Raw genomic sequence first — 21,037 nt, forward strand, 5'->3', positions numbered from 1 at the left:
CGTCAGGATTGAACGAGATCGGCGGTTTGCGCGCAATCGTCGCAACGCCAATAGGCCGGCGCCGTCGATATCCACCGGAAGAAATGCCGGCGGCAATGGCCGCATTCGATTTCGACGACATGCGTCTTTTCGGCAACGACGACGGGCTTGGGCCTATTCTTGCGCTCGTTCTTCCACTGCTCAAGTTTCGTGACGGCCATCGTTACTCTCCACGCAATACTTCGGCCTCGATATACACACCTAAAGTAGACTACTCTGATGAATAAAATATTGCGAGCGTGGAAAGCGCCGGTGTCCTGCATTTCACGGCGGCATTAATACGAAAGCGCGATCGCACGATTTGCATTTAATACTCGGAGGTTTCAAAGGCCGACAATGGCTCCGAGTATCGCGGCTGGAGGGCCGCCTTTTGCCGAGCCGTTCCTGCGCCGGCGGCCACGAAGACCAGTGCATTTACGCGGTCGGAAATCGCTTTTGTCACACTGGACACCCTGCCCGCGATGCGCTCCTTTATCCCGATAACAAACTCCAAGAGGGACCATCATGCGCCATTTCCGCCAGCGGGCGATATCCTCGGCAACCATCCTCGCCTTCGGGCTTTTCTCCATCACCACAGTCCAGGCCGCGGCACCCCAGCCGGTCGAGGCAGACCATGGGATGGTGGTGACCGCCCAGCATCTGGCGACAGACATCGGTGTGGACGTGCTGAAAAGCGGCGGTAATGCCGTCGATGCGGCAGTGGCGGTCGGCTATGCGCTCGCCGTGGTCTATCCGACCGCCGGCAATATCGGTGGCGGCGGCTTCATGACCATCCGGCTGAAGGACGGCAAGACCGCCTTCCTCGATTTCCGCGAACGCGCGCCGCAGGCTTCGACCAAGACCATGTACCTCGACGACAAGGGCAATGTCGTCAAGGGCGCCAGCACGGATGGCTATCTCGCCGTCGGTGTTCCCGGCTCTGTCATGGGCTTCGAAACTGCCCGCGAAAAATACGGCACGAAAACCCGCCAGGAGCTGATGGCGCCGGCGATCCGCTACGCCAAGGAAGGCTTCGTGCTGAACCAGGCCGATACCGCCGAACTGAACGAGGGCAAGAAGTGGCTGTCGCGCGATCCGGCGACCGCCGCGATCTTCACCAAGCCGAACGGCGCGCCCTTCTCGACCGGCGACAGGTTCACCCAGCCGGACCTCGGCGCGGCGCTGTCAAGCATTTCCGAACAGGGGCCTGATGGATTCTACAAGGGACCGACCGCCGATGCGATCGTCAAGGCCAGCCAGGACAAGGGCGGCATCCTGGCGAAGGTTGACTTCGACCAGTACAAGGTCCGCGAACTCGATCCGGTGAAGTGCAATTATCGCGGCTACGAGATCATCTCCTCGCCGCCGCCCTCTTCCGGCGGCGTGATCATCTGCGAAATCCTCAATGTGCTGGAGGGCTACCCGCTTCCCTATACAGGCTACGCCTCGGCCGACACCGTGCATCTCATGACCGAAGCCATGCGCCACGCCTATGTCGACCGCAACTCCACCCTGGGCGATCCCGATTTCGTCGACAATCCGGTCAGCAAGCTGCTGGACAAGGACTATGCCAGAAAGATCCGCGACAGCATCGATCCCTACCGTGCCGGCGTCTCGAAGGATCTGATGCCCAAGGGTCTCGGCGAGAGCCATGAGACAACGCATTATTCGATCATCGACAATGACGGCAATGCGGTGGCCGTCACCTACACGCTGAACGGCTCTTTCGGCGCCGGCGTCGTCGCGCCCGGCACCGGCGTCCTCCTCAACAACGAGATGGACGATTTCACCTCCAAGCCCGGCGTGCCGAACCTTTACGGCCTGGTGCAGGGCGAGGCCAACGCCATCCAGCCGAAGAAGACGCCCCTTTCCTCCATGAGCCCGACGATCATCGCCAAGGATGGCAAGCCCTTCATGGTCATCGGCAGCCCCGGCGGCTCGCGCATCATCACCATCACGCTCGAAACCATCATCAACGTCATCGATTTCGGCATGGATATCCAGCAGGCGATCGACGCGCCGCGCATCCATCACCAATGGCTGCCGGACAAAATCTATACCGAGCCCTATGCCCTCTCGCCCGACACGATCAAGCTGCTGACCGGTATGGGATACAATGTCCAGATCGGCGGCGACTGGCCGGTCTGGGGGAAGGCGGCCGGTATTCTCGTCGGCGGCAAGAGCCTCAGCGATATCGCCAAGGGCGATGGCGCCCGCTACAATGGCGCGATGGACAGCCGTGCCGGCTCGGGCCTCGCCGGCGGCTACTGATCCCTTCAGTCGATCCGGCCGGCGATGGCTCCGCTATCGGAGCGTATTGCCGGCCGAAAACCATCGACGAAACACACCATCTTACACGGGAAAACAGACTGCGATCGACACAACCACGCTCGATCGCGGCCCTTTGTTCATCTGGCATTCATCGGCTGTGGCATTCCTGCCCACCTGCGTCACTTTTTCCATTTCGATCAATAAGATTTGCGATTTCTGATATAGTCATCGCGCGCGAGCGAGAGTATACAACCCGCATTCCAATCGGCCTTTGCGCTGTTGTCAGACTTGCGGTTCTGTCTTTGGACCCCTCCGCACCATCGAGAGCGATCCCCGACAATGTCGGATCAGATTTTCCAGGCCGCCCCAACCCGGCGGGCCGCACCGAATTTTCGTGTAGTAGCGCTTATCGTCGCAAGCGCCATGTTCATGGAGCAGCTTGACGCAACCGTGCTCGCCACGGCCCTGCCGACCATGGCGAGGGACTTCGGCGTCAGCGCGCCGGCCATGAGCATCGCGCTCACCTCCTATCTGCTCAGCCTTGCAATCTTCATTCCGGCGAGCGGCGCCATTGCCGACCGCTTCGGGTCGCGCACCGTCTTTCGAACGGCGATTGCCATTTTCGTCGTCGGCTCGATCCTCTGCGCCCAGGCGCCGAACCTGTTTCTCCTCGTCATCGCCCGCCTGATACAGGGCCTCGGCGGTGCCATGATGCTTCCGGTCGGTCGCCTGGTGCTGATGCGCAGCGTCGCGCGCAAGGATATGGTGAACGCCATGTCCTGGCTGCTCATTCCGGCGCTTGTCGGCCCGATCCTCGGCCCACCGGTCGGCGGCCTGTTCGTCACCTATCTCGACTGGCGCTGGATCTTTTACATCAATGTGCCAATCGGCATCATCGGTTTCATCCTGGTGTCGATGTTCATCGAAGAGGTGAAAGGCCCCCGCAACGGCCGCTTCGATCTCTCGGGCTTCATCCTCTCAGGCATCTCGCTCGGCTCGCTACTGTTCGGCTTCGAAATGTCGAGCCGCGAGGGCGAAGGCTACATGGCCATCTTCCTGATCGCGATCGGCCTGCTCTTCGGCATCGCTTACCTGCGCCATGCCCGCAAGCACCCGTCGCCGATCATGGATTTCTCGCTGATGAAGGTGCCGACCTTCCGCACATCCGTCATCGCCGGCTCGCTGACCCGCATCAGCCAGGGCGCGCATCCGTTCCTTATCCCGTTGATGCTGCAGCTTGGCTTCGGAATGTCGGCGGCCGCCGCCGGCCAGATCGCTATTGCGACCGCGCTCGGTTCCATGGCGATGAAGCCATTGCAGGTCAGGATCCTGCGCACGCTCGGCTTCCGCACCGCCTTGCTGATCTTCGGCATCATTGGCACGCTCGGCTACGGGCTTTGCTCGATCTTTCAGCCCGACTGGTCGCTGCCGGTGATCTTTGCGATCCTGTTCTTCTGCGGCTTCTTCATGTCGTTCCAGTTCACGGCCTACAACACCATCGCCTATGACGAGATCGAACGCGACCAGATGAGCTCGGCGACGAGCTTCTACTCGACGTTCCAGCAGTTGATGCTCTCGCTCGGCATCTGCATCGCTGCCCTTGCCCTGCATGGCTCGATGCAGGCGCGCGGACATGCGACCGCCGAAATGAGCGACTTCTCCGTCGCCTTCATCGTCGTCACCGCTATCGCGCTTCTCGCCGGAATCTGGAACGCCCAATTCTCGCGCACCGCCGGCTCCGAAATCAGCGGCCACCGCAAGAAGCCGCCCGAGGATATGCTCGGCGGGCACTGAGAGCCGCAAGTGTTGATATAGGGTCCACCCGAAGCTGATGGGACAAAAGCGCCAGCCGTGGACGCCAGACACTAACTAAAATGCGGAATGCTCACTGCCGCAAAAAACGGTCGCACAACTTCGATGTCTGCGATTGAGTTTTGCGACAAAATCGATGACTCCGGCAAATCAATCGCCCACGTAGTTCATGCAAAAACTGCTGTGGGAGTTATCTTGTTTAGGGTCGCTTGAAAGCCATTAGAACCGTGAAGGCAAGGAGCCCTAAGCCAACGCTTGTTGGCACCGCAGCAGGCGAAATCAGGTCCATGACGAAGCCGGTACCAGTGGAACCCATTACGCTGCCCGCCGAGTAGGCGAGGGAAAAGCTGGCAGTGCCGGCAACCAGCATGCCGCCCTCGAACCTCTCGCCCAAAATTGTGAGGGCGCATGTGCTCAAGGCGAAGGTTGCCGCGCCGATGACCGCGAACGCCACCAGGATTGCAGCCTCGGAGTGCAAGAACGGGATCAGCAGGAACACGACCGCACCCAGAAGCCCGCAGCCGAACGCGACTCCTGCGCGCGAGGTTCTGTCCAGCAGCCATCCAACCAATGGCTGCGCAAGCGCGGTCGGTAGCGACAAAACGGTGATGGCATAGGCGGCAAAGGCTTCGGAGTGGCCGACGCGGACGAAATAGACGGCCATGCCCGAGATTGCGGCAATATCGGCGAATCCGAAGGCCAATTCCATGAGAACCAGAACGGGCGCAGCCCGGATGAAGCGGAACAGCGCGCCGGTGGGCGCGCGTTGGGGCAGTGTACGCGTGTTGCCGCTGAAGGCCACGCTGGCGAAGCCGATGAGCGCGACATAAACGGCCACCAAGGCAAAGGCGAAACCGTTCTCCGTACCGAGAAGGGGAATGGCCAGAGGCCCGGCAGCAAAGCCCGCGCACATTCCAGCCCCGTAAAATCCGGAGATGCGCCCACGGATGCGGTTCGGACTCGCGGTGTTCAGCCATGCGCCGCTCAGAATAGAGATCAGGCTGGCACAGAAGCCGATCACGAAGCGCGCGGCGAACCAGAGAAGAAGATGATCAGTCAGCGCAAATGCCGCCAAACACACGGAACAGCCAAACAAGGCTGCTATGATCAAACGGTCTCCACGAAATCTGGCGGTCAGCTTGTCGATCATCAGAACGGCGGTCGCCGCTCCCACCGCGTAACCCGCAGCATTGAGTCCAATTAGTCGTCCGGATATCCCTTTACCTTGCAGCATCAGAGAAATGAGCGGGAAAGTAAGACCTTGGGCTATCGCGAAAGCAGTGACGCTCAATATTACAATAGCGATAGCGGCCCAATCTGGCGCATCAGCCTCGTGTGATCTCGCGGCGATCATGTCGCATGCTCTCTCATATTGTGTGTTGGGGTATCTGGAATACTTTAACGGTTTTCGCTATGTCTTTCTGTCGGTAAAAGGACTAGATGCATCTAGGAATCGTCAGATCATGGACATCTCGCAGTACAGCTTGCCAAAGGCTCCAGCGGAGACACGGAGGCCCCGTTATCTCGGTGAGACAATCAGGCCAGCGTCTGGTGAAAGTTCCGACTGGCACACCCATGACTTCGGGCAGCTCACTTCAGCCGCTTCCGGCTCGATGTATGTCGGCACTCGGAACCGCGTTCTCTTGCTGAGCCCCGCGATGGTGGTCTGGATTCCGCCGGACGTAGAGCATTGGATGCGATACGGATCGAACAACGAGATGCTCTACGTCGATGTAAACCGGGAAGAGTCGCGGAAGCTCGGCACGGAAAGCCGCATTATGGCAATGACGCCGCTTCTGAGCACCCTGATATCCGCAACCATGCCCGAGAACGCATCTGGCCGCGCGAGCCGTCACACCGTCGCACTCCACGCTTTGCTTCGGCATGAAATCGTCGGGGCCAAGGATGTGCCGCTTTCGATCGTCATGCCCCAGGACAAGCGAATCCGAAAATTCGCCCAGGCCGCCCTGGACAATCCGGGTACGGTGGATCTGGTCGATTCATGGCTTGCCAATGCCGCCGCCAGCCGCAAAACGATCGAACGGCTATTCATCGCAGAAACAGGCATGCCACCTTCGCGCTGGTTGCGACAGGCCCGTATCCTTCACGCTGTATCGCAACTTGCGGCTGGCGAGAAAGTCAGTTCGGTGGCGCTCAATTCGGGTTATGAGTCATCGAGCGCGTTCACTTACATGTTCCGCAATACTCTCGGAGTGAGCCCAAGCGCTTTCAGCAAAGCAGCCGATATTCGCCGCAATCTGACGAATTAACAACAATGGGCTCTTTGCGACTGTTGCAAAAGTCCCAATTAAAGCAAGAGTTTTGCGACTAAATTTCGCAACGCCGCAAAACGGGCGCTCTGCAACAGCATGCAGAATGCTTCACGAAGACATTTCTGGCAAGAAAAACGCCCGCAACCCATGCCGCAAGTGGATTTGGCACTATTATTTGCCTTGATTCCACATCTCAGCTAAGCACTGGCTCTTGGACCAGGGCTTTTCGATCACGGCTCGCCTGGAGCAAAACACAAAAAAGGCCGGGGTGACCCGACCTCTTCCTTCATCGCCTCAACGATCTATACCAGTACATCCGTGGTCAAAGACCGGAGGCAGATGCTTACAGAGATTCCAGCTGATCAGCCGACATCTTGCCCGAACGCTTGTCCTTGACAAGCTCGTAGGAAATCTTCTGGCCATCACGGAGGCTGCTCATTCCAGCGCGTTCAACAGCGGAAATGTGCACGAAAACGTCCGTTGCGCCGTCGTCAGGCTGAATGAAACCAAAACCCTTGGCAGCATTGAACCACTTTACAGTACCTGTGCTCATAACGATGACCTTTCAATCACTCATATAAAGATCGCATTCCAGGCAACCACCCGGGTGCAGTAGACCGATTTTGAGAGGAAGTTCGTCAGTGTCGCGCAGAGTGCGTCGAGGCAAAGTTCATTCAGCAATATCGATGCACGGCTTATATCGGAGGATCGAATTCTCCACAAGGAAAAACATATAAAACATCGAAAACGACCAAATATTTCATAAAAATCAGCCTGCGCGACATAAAATCATCACGTCTTGAGAGGCAAGATTCATTGGTCTTTTTCCAGATATTTTCGTGATTTTTGGACTGAATCCCGCAAGGTTTATCGGAGTTTTTCTTTCCATATCCTCGGTTTCAACACTGAAATCTCGCCTTACGTCTTGGAAAGCGACAGAATTATATCGCCAATACCGGCGCCATCCGATACAGGATGGGATTTCTCGCCTTGCAGGCGCGCAGACTACCCGCGCAAGTCCGCAAGCAACGCCAACGCCGACACGAACCCTGGAGGCCAACATGGCGCCGCCTAACAAAGACAACCTATTCGGATCCAAGAAACAGGCATCCTTGGTCAAGGCCAGCCAGCTCGACTCCACCGTCAGGGATATCCTGGCCAGCGAGCAGACAATCCGCGAAAAGAAGACCGCGCGCCTGCGGGAGCTTCGCCTGCAGCAGGAAGCATTGCTGCCGCCAGACGAACCAAAGGCAAAGCCCAAGAAGAAAGCCGCCAAGACATCCGGATAAGCAAAGCCTGATCCGATCCGTGACAGGCAACGGACGCTATGCGTTTAGTGAACACTGTCTCCATGGACTGCGCATTGAATTGACGGCGGCTTCCGCCCTAAATAGCGACCAAACTTGCAATCCATTCTGGAGCATCCCATGGTCGCCGGCATTCACCACATCACGCTGATCACTCGCAAGGTGCAGGCGAATGTCGATTTCTACGCAGGCTTTCTTGGCCTGCGGCTCGTCAAGCGCACCGGCGGCTTCGAGGATGCGACGCAACTGCATCTCCTTTATGGCGACGCCACGGGATCGCCGGGATCGCTGATCACCTTCCTCGTCTGGGAAGACGGCGCCCCCGGCCGCGCCGGCGTCGGCCAGGTCGGCGAAATTTCGCTCGCCATCGACCCAATGAGCATCGGCTTCTGGCTGACGCGTGCCCTGAGCGCGGGCCTGAAGCCGGAAGGTCCCTCGGAAGAATTCGGCGAGCCGGTCCTGCGCCTGAAAGATCCGGACGGCGTCATCGTCAAACTGGTCGGTGCGGGAGAGCTGCCATCAGCCGCTCCCTGGACCAGCGGGACAATCCCGCCCGAACATGCCATCCGGCGTATTCGCGGCGCAACGCTGTTCAGCGAAACGCCGGAACAGACGCAAAGTCTTCTAGTCAAGCATTTCGGTTATCAGCCGCAGGCGGTGAACGGCGCGATCAGCCGCCTCGTCGCGGAACCCGGCGACATCATCGACATCCGCGATGCGAGCGGCTTCTGGGCAAGCGCGCCTGGAACCGGCACGGTTGATCATGTGGCCTTTCGAGCCGCCGACGATGCCGAGCTGCAAGCGGTTCGCGACGGACTGCAGGCGCTCAACTCCTCGCCGACGGTACTGCATGACCGGAAGTATTTCCGCTCGCTCTATGTTCGCGAGCCTGGTGGCATCCTGTTCGAGCTTGCGACGGATGAGCCAGGACTGCTGGTAGATGAAGATGAGGCGACGCTCGGCACGCGCCTGTTCGCGCCCGACGACAATCCAGAGCGGCTGACGGAGCTGAATGTCATCCTGCCGCAATTCTCGATGCCAAGCGAGCCGCGTGTCATCTATCGCGACCTGCCATTCATCCATCGCTTCTTCACCCCGCAGGAGCCGAACGGGAACACCTTCATCCTGCTGCACGGCTCGGGCGCCAGCGAGACGACGATGCTGCCGATCGCCCACAAGGTCGACCCACAGGCGACCTTGCTCGGCGTGCGCGGCCGGGCACTGGAGGAAGGCTCGCCGCGCTGGTATCGCCGCGTCACGTCCTTCTCCTTCGACCAGGTCGATATCGCCAGGGAGGCGGAAGCCTTCGCCGCCTTCATCGACGGCGCGATCCATGCCTACGGCCTCGACCCGGAGCGTATCGTCTATATCGGCTATTCAAACGGCGCCAACTTTCTCAACGCCATACTGTCGCTACAGCCGCACCTTATCCGTCGCTCCGTCCTGCTGCGCTCCATGGCCGTGCTCACCGACCCACCACAGGCAGACATGTCGGACGCCGACGTACTGATCATCGCCGGTGAGAAGGATATGTACGGCCCCTATTCGCAACCCCTCGCCGAACGCCTGCGGGCCGGCGGCGCAACGGTGAACCTGCAGACGATCCCCTATGGCCATGAACTGACCGATGCCGACGTGCCGCTCATCCAGGCCTGGTTGAAGCGCTCGAACTGAGCCGAGATAACGCAAAAAACAAAGGCCCACCAAACGGCGGGCCTTTGCTTCCTCATGGGATGACGCATCACCCCTTGAACGTATACTCCACAATCGACTCCGGCTTCATCTCGATCGAGAAGCCCGGCAGGCTTGGCGGCATATACGCGGCGTCGCGGATGATGCAGGGGTCGATGAAATGTTCGTGCAGATGGTCGACATATTCGATTACACGGCCGTCCTTGGTGCCGGAGACGGCGACGTAGTCGATCATCGACAGATGCTGCACATATTCGCAGAGACCGACGCCACCGGCATGCGGCCAGACCGGCAGGTTGTATTTGGCAGCGACCAGCAGCACGGCGAGAACCTCGTTCAGGCCGCCCATGCGGCAGGAATCGATCTGCACAATATCGATCGCACCTTCGGCGATGAACTGCTTGAACATGATGCGGTTCTGGCACATCTCGCCGGTCGCGACCTTCACCGGGCCAATCGCCTGGCGGATCTTGCGGTGCCCGGCGACGTCGTCGGGGCTGGTCGGCTCCTCGATGAAGAAGGGTTTGGCGAAGGCAAGTTTATTGACCCAGTCGATCGCCTGACCGACTTCCCAGACCTGATTGGCGTCAATCATCAGGTAACGATCCGGGCCGATCACCTCGCGGGCGATGGTGAGCCGGCGGATGTCGTCTTCAAGATCGCGGCCGACCTTCATCTTCACATGGTTGAAGCCGGCATCGATCGCCTCCTGGCACAAGCGGCGCAGCTTGTCATCGCCATAGCCGAGCCAGCCGGCCGAGGTCGTGTAGCAGGCATAGCCCTCGCGCTCGAGGGTGGCGACGCGCTCCGCCTTGCCGGGCTCGGCCTTCTTTAGGATGGCGACGGCCTCGTCACGGGTGAGGACATCGGTCATGTAACGGTAGTCGACGATATCGGCGATCTGCTCCGCATCCATATCAGCCACCAGTCGCCAGACCGGCTTGCCGGCCTCCTTGGCAAGCAGATCCCAGACGGCATTGACGACCGCGCCGGTGGCAAGATGCATGGCGCCCTTCTCCGGGCCGATCCAGCGTAGCTGGCTGTCGCTGGTCAGGTGCCGCCAGTATTTGCCGGGGTTTTCCAGCACGGTTGCAAGCTCGGTACCAACGACCAGATGCCGCATCGCCTCGATCGCCATGCAGCAGATGTCGTTGCCACGGCCGATGGTGAAGGTCAGGCCGTGGCCCGCAAGACCGGGCTTGTCGGTATCGAGAATGACGTAGGCGGCGGAATAATCCGGATCCGGGTTCATCGCATCGGAGCCGTCGAGGCTCTGCGATGTGGGAAAGCGCAGGTCGAATACGCGGAGATTGGTGATGCGTGTCATGGGAAACTCCTTCTAAATCTCTCGGGCGATCCCTCGGTCGTTAGCCGAGATCGAATTCTTCCCAGATCGCCGCATTATGCTCGCCGACTTCGGGGGCCGCACGCTCGAATTTCGGTCGCTCTCCGTCGATCCGGATGGGAGACCGTGTCGTCGCCAGGGAAACGCCATCGCCGCGACCAACCGTCTGCAACATGTCGAGCGCACCGAATCCTTCGCTCTGCAGCAGCTCCGGCCAGTCCAGCACCTTGGCGCACCAGATATCCGCCGGCTCGAGGATGGCAAGCCATTCATCGACCGTGCCGGCGACTATCCGCGCCGCAATCAGCGTCTTGATCTCGTCGCGCGCCGTGAACCAGCTTTTGGGATCGTCGCGATAGGGCGCAAGTTCGTCCATGCCGAGCAAGTCGGCGAGTTTCGAAATCGGCGTCATGGCAATGGCAAGATAACCGTCGCTAGCGGGATAGACACCATAGGGTGCCGAGAGATAGGCATGCGCGCTGCGAAAGCCGGAACGCTGCGGCAGCTTGTTGCCGCTGTTCATGTGGACGGTCAGAACCTCCACCTGCAGATCGACCAGCGCCTCCAGCAGGCTCGTCTCCACCAGTCCGCCCTTGCCAGTGACGCCGCGACGCACCAGCGCCGCCAGAATACCCTGTGCCGCAGCCGCCCCCGCCAGCATGTCGCCGATCGCCAGGCCGAACGGCACCGGCCCGTGCCCCTCGTCGCCGTTCAGCCACATGACGCCGGAGCGCGATTGCGCCAGCAGATCCTGCCCCGGACGGGGAACCCAGGGACCCTCCTCGCCATAGCCGCTGATCGAGCAATAGACGAGCCGCGGGTTGATCTTGCGCGCGGCCTCGTAACCCAAGCCAAGCCGCTCGATCACGCCGGGCCGAAAATTCTGCACCAGGACATCAGCCTGCGAGATCAGCCGGCGCAACGCCTGCATGTCGCGCTCGCTCTTCAGGTCGATCGCCAGGCTCTCCTTGGAGCGGTTGATGGCATGAAAAATCGTCGAATCGCCGCTCTCGTTGTCATTGAGATAAAGCCGGCGGGAGAGATCGCCGCCGTCCGGCCGCTCGATCTTGATGACCCTGGCGCCAAGATCCATCAGTCGGAGGGTGCAATAGGGTCCGGACAGGAACTGGCTCATATCCACAACTAGCAGGCCGGCCAGCGGCAATTCCCTTTCCACGACCATGGCTATTTCCGCTTCCCCGACATCGTCCCCGACAGGCCGCACATCTCGATATCAATCGACGCAACTATTGACCGGACCTTGCGCTCACCGCATTAAATCTTCTTATGTAAATAGTATTTTCACATATGGATATGTTTTGCAAACAAAAAGAGGCGGCGTAATCGATCCGTCCTTCTGCGCAGGCCGCCCGAAAATGCGCTATGCTTTCGCACCAACGCGGTCTGCTAAGAGGAGAGTTGAGATGACGACAGTCAAATTACTGAATGATACGGAGGCCGAGGCGATCCCGGCGGTCAAGGCCGTGTTTGACGACATCCGCACGGTGAGAAAATCCGATTTCGTCAATAATTTCTGGCGGGGCCTTGCCAATGATCCAGCACTTCTGAAGCGCACCTGGGAAGGGCTGAAGGCGGTGATGATGACTGAGGGGACGCTTGATCCGCTGGTGCGCGAGATGATCTATATTGCGGTATCCACGGCCAATGGCTGCACTTATTGCGTCCATTCACATACCGCCGCCGCCAGGGCAAAGGGCATGACGGACGCGCAGCATGGCGAGTTGTTGGCTGTCATCGGCCTTGCCGGACAGACCAACCATCTGGTGACGGCAATGCAGATTCCAGTTGATCCTGAATTCGATGTCAGCCGCCGCTGATATCGCAAAAAAGCCCGCCGGCATCAGCCGGCGGGCTCCTCGATAGATCACATGCTGTTTTTAGCGATCCGACTTTTCCGTCGCTTGGCCCTTTACGGCAACCGCGACGACATCGACGCCATTGCTGACGGCCAGGAGCCGCTTGCGGACGAGAACGCCCATCACCCGGGCAGCGGTCGAAAAGGTCATCGTATCCAGCGGACCTTCGCCCGCCCAAGGCTTGGTCAGCCGCTCGGTAACCGCCGAAACGATGTTGTTCGGCACGATGTCGGTGCATTCGCGCATGGCTTCAAAAACGACACTGACGGGAAGAATTCTTCCGTCGAACGTCACGATCGGTTCAGTGACCTCCGCATCCCATTCCTCGAATGCATAGAGCGCTTCCCGGAAGAGCTGCTGCAAGGTAATGGGGGCATGACCCTCATGAAGGGGCGGCAAGGCATTAGACATGTCTGTCTCCTTTCAAGTGGAAGTCCGGCGCATACATAATGTAGAAACTAATCGGCCTCTCCCCGAGGCCCACGCGCTGCTTCTGGATTTGGCGCGCCCCGGATGCATCAATCGGACAAGCGGCGCGGCAAATTATCTTTCATAACCGGCGCAACGCGGGAGCACACGAAATGTTCCCACCGGTCACTTAACTTGATCAAGTCTATAGATTAATCTCGACTTGAAAAGCCTCTTTCTAAATTTTCTGCAATTCCCTATATTTTTGAATGGCTTCGCCGTAGAGTGAAATCAGACTTCGCCATTGGAAAAAGTGCGAATCTCGCCCAGGTAGTGAAAGGACCGTCATGAGCAACGATCACGACCACCATCCTGCCGACCACTGGCGCGACAATGGCGTGAAGGTCATTCCGGGCAATTCGCTCGATCCGAACACGGCGCAGACGCCGGGCATGAACCGGGCGACCGCCATCAGCAAGGCCCGCGCCGGCGCCGAGAAGATCTGGGCCGGAACCGTAACGATCCACGCCAATGCCAAGACCGGCGCCCATCATCACGGCGACCTTGAAAGCATCATCTATGTCGTCAAGGGCAAGGCCCGGATGCGCTGGGGTGATAACCTCGAATTCGTTGCCGAAGCCGGTCCCGGCGATTTCATCTTCGTGCCGCCCTTCGTGCCGCATCAGGAGATCAATGCCAGCCGCGACGAAACGTTGGAATGCGTGCTGGTCCGCTCCGGTCAGGAGCCGGTCGTCGTCAACCTCGATATCGAACCGGTGGAAAAGCCCGAGGAAGTCCTCTGGATCGATCCAATCCATCGCTGACATGCACAATTCGCATGCAATCAGATTCCATGATGCACAATAATATATCATCCCTATAGAAAATTAGTTCTCGATCAGGCACAGCTCAAAAAGAGTTTTTCAGAAGTGCGGTGCACAACAAATGATCCTGCTTCGCGTGACCGACGGCGGTCTGAAATGATCGGGGCTGTCAACGAGACAATGGCGTCTCAATCACATGGAACAGGATTTCCCATGACGAAAAAGTCTTCTCAGGGTCTCGACACGCTGCGTTTCTCGCGCCGGGCCGGCCTTGCAGCCCTCATTGCCTCCGCTGTCGCCGTTGTTGGCTTGACTGTCGCCACCCCCTCTTTTGCCGCCGACAAGACGATCAAGGTCGGCATCATCAGCGGGGAAGACGAAGACGTCTGGCGCGTGGTCACCACGGAAGCCGCCAAGAAGGGCCTGAAGATAGAGACCGTCGTCTTCAACGATTATACCCAGCCGAACGAAGCCTTGGAGCGTGGCGAAGTCGACGCCAACGCCTTCCAGCACCAGCCCTATCTCGACAACCAGATCAAGCAGCACGGCTATCACATCGTCCGCGTCGGCTATACCGGCGTCTGGCCGATCGGCCTCTATACCAAGAAGTACAAGACCGTAGCCGAGCTGCCGAAGGGCGCCGTCATCGGCGTGCCGAACGATCCGTCCAACGAGGGCCGCGCGCTCCGCGTGCTGCAGAACGAGGGCGTCATCAAGCTCAAGGACGGCACCGGCATTCTCGCCACCATCGCCGACATCGTCGAGAATCCGAAGAATGTCGAAATCAAGGAACTCGATGCCGGCATCGTCGGCCGCTCGATCGACGACCTCGATGCCGCCGTCGTCAACACCGACTGGGCGCTGAAGAGCGGACTTTCGCCGAAAGACCGCATCGCGCAGGAGCCGATCGACGGCAACCCCTACCGCAACTTCATCGCCGTCAAGCAGGGCAACGAGAACGAGGCCTGGGTAAAGACGCTGGTCTCCGCCTACCAGAATGATACGGTCAAGGCCGAGTTCGAAAAGGTCTACAAGGGCACTGGTCTCAGCGCCTATTAACAGCAATTCAGCGCCGGGGGCTGCGCCGAAAACCAAGGCGGCCTGGGCATTTTTGCTCGGACCGCCTTCGGTGTTTTCAGCAGATCGGCACCCGACGACACAAGCCGAGAGTAGATTGATATGAATTCCTTCGTTCCCGCCACCGCCGTCAAGGGGCACGCGCCGCCTGGCTCACTGGGCAATGACGAGATCATCCGCCTCGTCGATGTTCGCCGCCGCTTCGACACGACGCCGGCGCTCGACGGTATTTCGCTGACTGCCCGGCGTGGCGAGATCGTCGGCATTATCGGCCGCAGCGGCGCCGGCAAGTCGACGCTGATCCGCTGCCTGAACGGGCTGGAACGTGCCGATAGCGGCGAGATCCATATCGAAGGACGCGATATCGCCCGCTTGTCAGAAAACGAACTGCAACCGCTGCGCCGCCGCATCGGCATGATCTTTCAGCACTTCAATCTTCTGTCGGCAAAGACAGTGGAAGAGAACGTCGCTCTGCCGCTGAAGATCGAAGGTGTGGCCAAGGCCGAGCGTCTGAAACGTGCCCGCGAGCTGCTCGACCTCGTCGGCCTCGCCGACAAGGCGAAGGCCTATCCAGCGGCTCTCTCGGGCGGTCAGAAGCAGCGCGTCGGCATTGCCCGGGCGCTTGCCGCCCGCCCCGCGCTTCTCCTCTCCGACGAAGCCACCTCCGCCCTCGATCCCGAAACAACGCGGTCGATCCTGGCGTTGCTCAAGGACATCAATCGCAAGCTTGGCCTCACCATCCTGCTCATCACTCATGAAATGGAAGTGGTGCGCTCGGTCGCCGATCGCGTCGCCGTCATCGATGCCGGAAGGATCGTCGAGGAGGGTGCCGTCTGGTCGGTCTTTGCCAATCCGCAGACCGAGATCACCGCAAGCCTGCTCAGCACTATCCGCCCGCAACTCCCCGATCATATCGCCGAACGCCTGTCGCAGACGCCGGGAGCCGAGGCTATTCTCAGCATCGACCTCGCAGGCCCCGCCGCGCAAGGCGCGCTGTTCGCCGATCTCTCAGCCGCGCTGCCGCATTCTTTCCGCCTGGTGCATGGCGGCATCGACCATACTCAGAACCAGCCCGTCGCCCGCTTTTTCATCGCCGTGCCGACGCGCGATTCGGCGCTGCCGGCACAGGTGACTGATTTTCTGACGGCCCGGTCCGCCCGGGTGGAGGTTCTAGGCTATGACAACTGACATCATCCTTAGCCTGCTCTGGCGCTCCTTCTGGGAAACCATCTGGATGACCGGCGTATCCGGCCTGCTCTCGCTCGTCATCGGCCTGCCGCTGGGTCTCGCTTTGGTCGTCACCGGCCGCGACGGCATCGCCGAGCAGCTCACCGTCAACCGCATCCTCGCGGCCCTGGTCAACGGCTTCCGCGCCGTACCTTTCGTCATCCTGCTGATCGCGCTGATCCCGCTGACACGGCTGATCGTCGGCACGGCACTCGGCACAACGGCGGCCATCGTACCGCTCACCATCGCCGCCATTCCCTACTACGCCCGCATAGCCGAGGTATCGCTGCGCGAAGTCGATCGCGGCCTGATCGACGCCGTGCGCGCCATGGGCGGCAATCGCTGGACCATCATCCGCGAAGTGCTGGTGCCGGAAGCCCTGCCCGGCATCGTCGCCGGCTTTACCGTAACATTGGTGACCCTGATCGGCGCCTCTGCCATGGCCGGCACCATCGGTGGCGGTGGCCTGGGCGATCTTGCGATCCGTTATGGCTACCAGCGCTTCGAAACCGGCGTGATGATTGCCGTCGTCGTCGTGCTGATCATTCTCGTCTGCGGCATGCAATGGCTCGGCGATCGCCTCGTCGCCAAGCTCGACCATCGCTAATCACCATGACGGAATGCGGCTGCCGGATGACTGGACGGCAGCCGCCCATCGCCTCGACCAAAGAGCTTCTGGCGCAATGTGCCCTCGGCATAATCCGCCTTGAACAGCCCGCGCTCCTGCAGCACCGGAATAACGAGATCGACAAAATCGCGCAGGCTTTCCGGTGCCACCGTCCGCGCCAGATTGAAGCCGTCGATGCCGCCCTCCTCCATCCATAGCTGAAGACGATCGGCAATCTGCTCCGGCGAGCCGACCATCGGCTTCTGCCGGCTGCCGAGCACCATCTGGTCGATGATCTCTCGTGGGGTCATCGCCGGCTTGCCGCTCACCTTGCCGGTCACAACGGCAAGAGCCGCCTGCTGCGCATTCGTCGTCTTCTGCTCGATCGGCTCGTCGAGGCCGAACTTGGAGAGATCGATGCCGATGGAGCTGGAATAATGCGCGAGCGACGCCTCGATGCTGGCGTGGCGGCGATAATCCTCCAACTTGTCCTCGGCCTCCTTCTCGGTTCGTCCGACGACGACGGTGATGAGATTGAGGATACTGATATCGTCGGCCCGCCGACCGAAATCCACGGCCCGCTGCCGCAGCGCATCCGTCATGGGTTTTGCCCCCTGCGGTGCGGGGCTAGCGATGAAGACGCATTCAGCATGCCGTGCGGCAAAATCCTGGCCCCGAGCCGAAGCGCCGGCCTGGAACAGCAACGGCGTGCGCTGCGGCGACGGCTCGCTCAGGTGAATGCCTTCCATCCGGTAATGGCTGCCTTCATGCCGGACGGCTCGCACCTTTGATGGATCGGCAAACAGCCCGCCCGCCTTATCACGCTTGACCGCGTCATCGTCCCAGCTACCCTCCCAGAGCTTGTAGACGACCTCGAGATACTCTTCGGCGGCATCATAACGGGCATCGTGATCCGGCTGGCGCTCCATCCCCATGCTGCGGGCGGCGCTGTCGAGATAGCCGGTGACGATGTTCCAGCCGATGCGGCCCTTGGTCAGATGATCGAGCGTCGACATCCGCCGCGCAAAGAGAAAGGGCGGCTCATAGGTGGTATTGACGGTGACGCCGAAGCCTAAATGCTTCGTCACATAGGCCATGGCCGAGAGCGGGATGATCGGGTCGTTGACCGGTATCTGCGCACCCGTGCGGATCGACGTCTCGGGACTACCCTTGTAGACATCATAGACACCGACGATATCGGCGAGGAAAATGCCATCCAGCTTGCCGCGCTCGGCCGTGCGCGCGAAATCCACCCAGTAGTCGAGATCGGTATAGTTCAGCGACAGATCGCGCGGATGCGTCCAGAGGCCGTGATTGATATGCCCGACGCAGTTCATATCGAAGGCGTAGATCTGCATCGGCTTCATTGCACGGTCCTCAACCCTTGAATTCATCGTCTCGCCTGTTTTCCATCATCGGCCGCAAAAAGATCCGGAGTTTCGCGATATTTGGAAGCAGGTTGCGACGGATGACCCGAATCCGGAATTTTGTATCTCTATATTTTCTATCAATTTCACGATCATTAGTGCGGATCAGCTGCCATGTCAGCGATTAAAGACCATTTCGAAGCACCATGCCCGGGGGAAAATCATGACCATCAATCGACGCAATCTTCTGACCACTACGGCTGTCACCGTTTTTGTCGCAACGTTCGGCTCCTACGCAAGTGCCGCCGACGTAACCCTCAATATCGGCTACCAGCCGATCGTCGAGCCGTCACGCGTACCGCAGGCCGATGGCGACTATGAAAAGGCGACCGGCGCGAAGATCAGCTGGCATAAATTCGACGGCGGCGCCGATGTCGTTGCCGCCATCGCCTCTGGCTCGATCGATATCGGCTATGTCGGCTCCTCGCCGCTTGCCGCTGCCGCCAGCCGCGAATTGCCGATCGAAGCCATCTACGTCGTCGGCAATATCAGCGATGCCGAAGCACTCGCCGTCAAGGGCATCGACAAGCCGGAGGACCTGAAGGGCAAGAAGATCGCCACACCCTTCGTCTCCACCTCGCACTATAGCCTGCTGACCGCGCTGAAGCATTGGAACATCGATCCCAAGACGGTGCAGATCCTCAACCTGCGCCCGCCGGAAATCGCCGCCGCCTGGGAGCGCGGCGACCTTGATGGCGCCTATGTCTGGGATCCGGTCCTGTCGCAGATTAAGAAGAACGGCAAAGTGCTCGCAACCTCGGGCGATGTGGCCAAATGGGGCGGCCCGACCTTCGACGCCTGGATCGTCAGCAAGAAATTCGCCGACGCCCATCCGGAGATCGTGACCAGCTTCGTCCAGGTCACCGGCAAGGCCTATGCGTCCTACCACGCCGATCCGGCAAGCTGGAACGCCTCGTCGCCGCAAGCCGCCAAGATCGCCAAACTCACCGGCGCCAAGCCGGAAGACGTGCCGGAGCTGCTGAAGGGCTATTATTTCCCGACGCTCAAGGAGCAGGCGAGCACCCAGTTCCTCGGCGGCGACACCACGAAGGCCATCGCCCAGACCTCCGCATTCCTACTGGAGCAAGGCAAGGTCCCGGCAGTGTTGAAAGACTATGCTCCCTACGTCAACGCCAAGTTCGTCACCGACGCGGCCAAGACTGGCCTTTGATTTATGCCCTTGGCGCAGGCAGGGGCTCCCTGCCCGCGCCTATTCATTGGAGTCCCCACATATGAGCATCCTCTCCCTGCAATCCGTCTCGCTGAACTTTCCAGGCGACCGCCGCCGGCAGGATGCCCGCCGTGTCCTTGATAATCTCACGTTGCATATCGCCTCCGACGAATTCGTCACCGTCATCGGCCGCTCCGGTTCGGGCAAGACCAGCCTGCTCAATCTCGCCGCCGGCTTCCTCGCGCCCAGCGACGGGCGCATCCTTGTCGACAGCAAGGAGATCGACGGGCCGGCAGCCGACCGCGCCGTCGTCTTCCAGGACGACGCGCTCTATCCCTGGCTCAATGCCCGCGACAACATCGCCTTTCCGTTGCGCCTGCACGGCATCGCGAAGGAAGAGCGCCGCCGTCGCGCCGATGGGCTGCTCGCCAAGGTCGGCCTGGAAGGTGCCGGCGATCGCAACATCTGGGAGCTCTCCGGCGGCATGCGCCAGCGGGTCGGCATCGCCCGGGCGCTGGCCTCCGATCCGCGTTTTTTGCTGATGGACGAACCGCTCGGCGCGCTGGACGCGCTGACCCGCACCCGCATGCAGCAATTCCTGTTGAAGGTCTGGTCGGAAAGCGGCACCGGTGCCCTGCTGATCACCCACAGCATTGACGAGGCTCTGTTGCTCGCTACCCGCGTCATCACCCTGACGCCCAATCCCGGCCGCATCACCGCCGATATCCCGCTGTCCTTCGGCAAGCGCTATCTCGCCGGCGAACCGCTCGCCGAGATCAAGGCCTCCGCCGAATTCAAGCGGCTGCATGATGATCTGACAAGCTTGATCCACGACGAGAATGAGGAGGAGGCAGCTTGACCGCCGATATCGAAAAGATCGCGACCGTCGCCGCCAAATCCGACGCCCTGCCCGTAACCAAGAACAGTTCGTCCGGCTCGACGCTGTGGATCTCGCTCGCAACCGTGCTGGCGCTGCTGGTGATCTGGGCCATTGCTGCGGCCTATAGCGTCGTTTCGCCCGTCTTCCTGCCCTCGCCGTGGACCGTCGCCAAGGCGCTCTACGCGCTGAACGTCACCGGCTTTGTCGACTCAACGCTTGTCGAACACGCCTTCGCCAGCCTTCTGAGAATCTTCGGCGGCCTCGCCGTCTCGCTGGTGATCGGCATCCCAGCCGGGCTGGCGATTGCCACCAGCCGTGTCGGTAAGGGTATACTCGACCCGATCGTCGAATTCCTGCGGCCATTGCCGCCGCTTGCCTATTTGCCGCTGGTCATCATCTGGGTCGGCATCGGGGAGGCATCGAAGATTACCGTCATCGCGCTCGCCATGCTGCCGCCGATCATCCTGTCGACCGCCGCCGGCGTGAAGGCCGCTCCCGTCGACTACGTCAACGCGGCCCGCTCCTTCGGTGCCGGCAGATTGCAGGTGCTGCGCCACGTCATCCTGCCGGGCGCCGTCCCCTCGATCCTCACCGGCATCCGCATCGCGCTCGGCGCCGGCTGGTCCACCCTGGTCGCCGCAGAACTGGTCGCGGCGTCACAGGGCCTGGGTTTCATGATCCAGTCGGCCGCGCAGTTCCTGGTGACCGATATCGTCATCAGCGGCATCATCGTCATCGCGCTGATAGCCTTCCTGTTCGAGATCACCGTCCGGCTGATCGAACGCCGCCTGGTGCCCTGGTCGGCCCATCGCTGAGCCGAC

Annotated in this window: 20 protein-coding genes; 13 read left to right on the plus strand and 7 right to left on the minus strand. The window is 60.3% G+C overall.

Annotated features, from left to right (window positions below):
* Nucleotides 1-2: 2 nt before the first annotated feature.
* Nucleotides 3-200 (minus strand): hypothetical protein, encoded by a 198-nt coding sequence (locus EX00_RS10225; RefSeq protein ID WP_047456775.1) that lies wholly within the window; start codon nucleotides 198-200, stop codon nucleotides 3-5.
* A 343-nt stretch (nucleotides 201-543) separates the two neighbouring features.
* On the opposite strand from EX00_RS10225, the gene ggt reads away from it, so the two are divergent.
* Both ggt and EX00_RS10240 read left to right on the plus strand, forming a co-directional pair.
* The gene (ggt, locus tag EX00_RS10235) at nucleotides 544-2,289 is read left to right on the plus strand and encodes a gamma-glutamyltransferase (protein WP_047456779.1); all 1,746 of its coding nucleotides are present in this window, start codon (nucleotides 544-546) and stop codon (nucleotides 2,287-2,289) included.
* Between the two features lie 339 nt (nucleotides 2,290-2,628).
* Nucleotides 2,629-4,083, plus strand: a complete 1,455-nt coding sequence (locus tag EX00_RS10240) for an MFS transporter (RefSeq protein WP_047456781.1) — start codon at nucleotides 2,629-2,631, stop codon at nucleotides 4,081-4,083.
* A 217-nt stretch (nucleotides 4,084-4,300) separates the two neighbouring features.
* Here EX00_RS10240 and EX00_RS10245 read toward each other — a convergent pair whose 3' ends face one another.
* On the minus strand, nucleotides 4,301-5,455 hold the full coding sequence (locus EX00_RS10245) for an MFS transporter (protein WP_047456783.1): 1,155 nt from the start codon (nucleotides 5,453-5,455) through the stop codon (nucleotides 4,301-4,303).
* Between the two features lie 109 nt (nucleotides 5,456-5,564).
* Here EX00_RS10245 and EX00_RS31430 point away from each other — a divergent pair, with 109 nt between their 5' ends.
* Nucleotides 5,565-6,371 (plus strand): AraC family transcriptional regulator, encoded by an 807-nt coding sequence (locus EX00_RS31430; protein WP_162184542.1) that lies wholly within the window; start codon nucleotides 5,565-5,567, stop codon nucleotides 6,369-6,371.
* 346 nt (nucleotides 6,372-6,717) lie between these two features.
* Here EX00_RS31430 and EX00_RS10255 read toward each other — a convergent pair whose 3' ends face one another.
* The gene (locus EX00_RS10255) at nucleotides 6,718-6,927 is read right to left on the minus strand and encodes a cold-shock protein (RefSeq protein WP_007703204.1); all 210 of its coding nucleotides are present in this window, start codon (nucleotides 6,925-6,927) and stop codon (nucleotides 6,718-6,720) included.
* 508 nt (nucleotides 6,928-7,435) lie between these two features.
* Here EX00_RS10255 and EX00_RS10260 point away from each other — a divergent pair.
* Both EX00_RS10260 and EX00_RS10265 read left to right on the plus strand, forming a co-directional pair.
* The gene (locus EX00_RS10260) at nucleotides 7,436-7,663 is read left to right on the plus strand and encodes a hypothetical protein (RefSeq protein WP_047456787.1); all 228 of its coding nucleotides are present in this window, start codon (nucleotides 7,436-7,438) and stop codon (nucleotides 7,661-7,663) included.
* A gap of 138 nt (nucleotides 7,664-7,801) precedes the next feature.
* Nucleotides 7,802-9,355, plus strand: coding sequence for a VOC family protein (locus EX00_RS10265; RefSeq protein ID WP_047456788.1), 1,554 nt, complete (start codon nucleotides 7,802-7,804; stop codon nucleotides 9,353-9,355).
* A 67-nt stretch (nucleotides 9,356-9,422) separates the two neighbouring features.
* On the opposite strand, the gene EX00_RS10270 is transcribed toward EX00_RS10265, so the two are convergent.
* Nucleotides 9,423-10,700: an L-fuconate dehydratase gene (locus tag EX00_RS10270; RefSeq protein ID WP_047456791.1), complete on the minus strand. Its 1,278-nt coding sequence runs from the start codon at nucleotides 10,698-10,700 to the stop codon at nucleotides 9,423-9,425.
* Nucleotides 10,701-10,740: 40 nt separating this feature from the next.
* A complete protein-coding gene (locus EX00_RS10275) occupies nucleotides 10,741-11,901 on the minus strand; it encodes a CaiB/BaiF CoA transferase family protein (protein WP_047456794.1) in 1,161 nt (386 codons plus the stop codon).
* Between the two features lie 241 nt (nucleotides 11,902-12,142).
* Between EX00_RS10275 and EX00_RS10280 the strand changes: the two genes are divergently transcribed.
* Complete coding sequence (locus tag EX00_RS10280) at nucleotides 12,143-12,556, plus strand: carboxymuconolactone decarboxylase family protein (RefSeq protein WP_047456795.1); 414 nt, start codon at nucleotides 12,143-12,145, stop codon at nucleotides 12,554-12,556.
* Between the two features lie 60 nt (nucleotides 12,557-12,616).
* Here the strand turns inward: EX00_RS10280 and EX00_RS10285 are convergent, their stop codons facing one another.
* On the minus strand, nucleotides 12,617-13,006 hold the full coding sequence (locus EX00_RS10285) for a BRA0787 family protein (RefSeq protein ID WP_047456801.1): 390 nt from the start codon (nucleotides 13,004-13,006) through the stop codon (nucleotides 12,617-12,619).
* Between the two features lie 344 nt (nucleotides 13,007-13,350).
* On the opposite strand from EX00_RS10285, the gene EX00_RS10290 reads away from it, so the two are divergent.
* The 4 genes from EX00_RS10290 (at nucleotide 13,351) to EX00_RS10305 (ending at nucleotide 16,738) form a co-directional block, all read left to right on the plus strand.
* Nucleotides 13,351-13,827: a cupin domain-containing protein gene (locus EX00_RS10290; RefSeq protein ID WP_047456804.1), complete on the plus strand. Its 477-nt coding sequence runs from the start codon at nucleotides 13,351-13,353 to the stop codon at nucleotides 13,825-13,827.
* A gap of 213 nt (nucleotides 13,828-14,040) precedes the next feature.
* Entirely contained in the window at nucleotides 14,041-14,886 is an 846-nt protein-coding gene (locus tag EX00_RS10295; RefSeq protein WP_047456806.1) for a MetQ/NlpA family lipoprotein, read from the plus strand.
* 120 nt (nucleotides 14,887-15,006) lie between these two features.
* A complete protein-coding gene (locus EX00_RS10300; protein ID WP_047456807.1) occupies nucleotides 15,007-16,092 on the plus strand; it encodes a methionine ABC transporter ATP-binding protein in 1,086 nt (361 codons plus the stop codon).
* On the plus strand, nucleotides 16,082-16,738 hold the full coding sequence (locus EX00_RS10305; protein WP_047456809.1) for a methionine ABC transporter permease: 657 nt from the start codon (nucleotides 16,082-16,084) through the stop codon (nucleotides 16,736-16,738). Before EX00_RS10300 ends, EX00_RS10305 begins: the two co-directional genes overlap by 11 nt.
* On the opposite strand, the gene EX00_RS10310 is transcribed toward EX00_RS10305, so the two are convergent.
* Nucleotides 16,735-18,105 (minus strand): LLM class flavin-dependent oxidoreductase, encoded by a 1,371-nt coding sequence (locus EX00_RS10310; protein ID WP_047457682.1) that lies wholly within the window; start codon nucleotides 18,103-18,105, stop codon nucleotides 16,735-16,737. The two genes, EX00_RS10305 and EX00_RS10310, sit on opposite strands and share 4 nt — an antisense overlap.
* Before the next feature lie 223 nt (nucleotides 18,106-18,328).
* Between EX00_RS10310 and tauA the strand changes: the two genes are divergently transcribed.
* The 3 genes from tauA to EX00_RS10325 all read left to right on the plus strand — a co-directional run bounded on the left by tauA (nucleotide 18,329) and on the right by EX00_RS10325 (nucleotide 21,031).
* Nucleotides 18,329-19,336, plus strand: coding sequence for a taurine ABC transporter substrate-binding protein (tauA, locus tag EX00_RS10315; protein WP_047456813.1), 1,008 nt, complete (start codon nucleotides 18,329-18,331; stop codon nucleotides 19,334-19,336).
* A 61-nt stretch (nucleotides 19,337-19,397) separates the two neighbouring features.
* Complete coding sequence (locus EX00_RS10320; RefSeq protein ID WP_047456814.1) at nucleotides 19,398-20,195, plus strand: taurine ABC transporter ATP-binding protein; 798 nt, start codon at nucleotides 19,398-19,400, stop codon at nucleotides 20,193-20,195.
* The gene (locus EX00_RS10325; RefSeq protein ID WP_047456817.1) at nucleotides 20,192-21,031 is read left to right on the plus strand and encodes an ABC transporter permease subunit; all 840 of its coding nucleotides are present in this window, start codon (nucleotides 20,192-20,194) and stop codon (nucleotides 21,029-21,031) included. Before EX00_RS10320 ends, EX00_RS10325 begins: the two co-directional genes overlap by 4 nt.
* The last annotated feature ends 6 nt before the right edge of the window (nucleotides 21,032-21,037 follow it).

The organism is Martinezella rhizogenes (assembly GCF_000799715.1).
Taxonomy (GTDB): domain Bacteria; phylum Pseudomonadota; class Alphaproteobacteria; order Rhizobiales; family Rhizobiaceae; genus Rhizobium; species Rhizobium rhizogenes_C.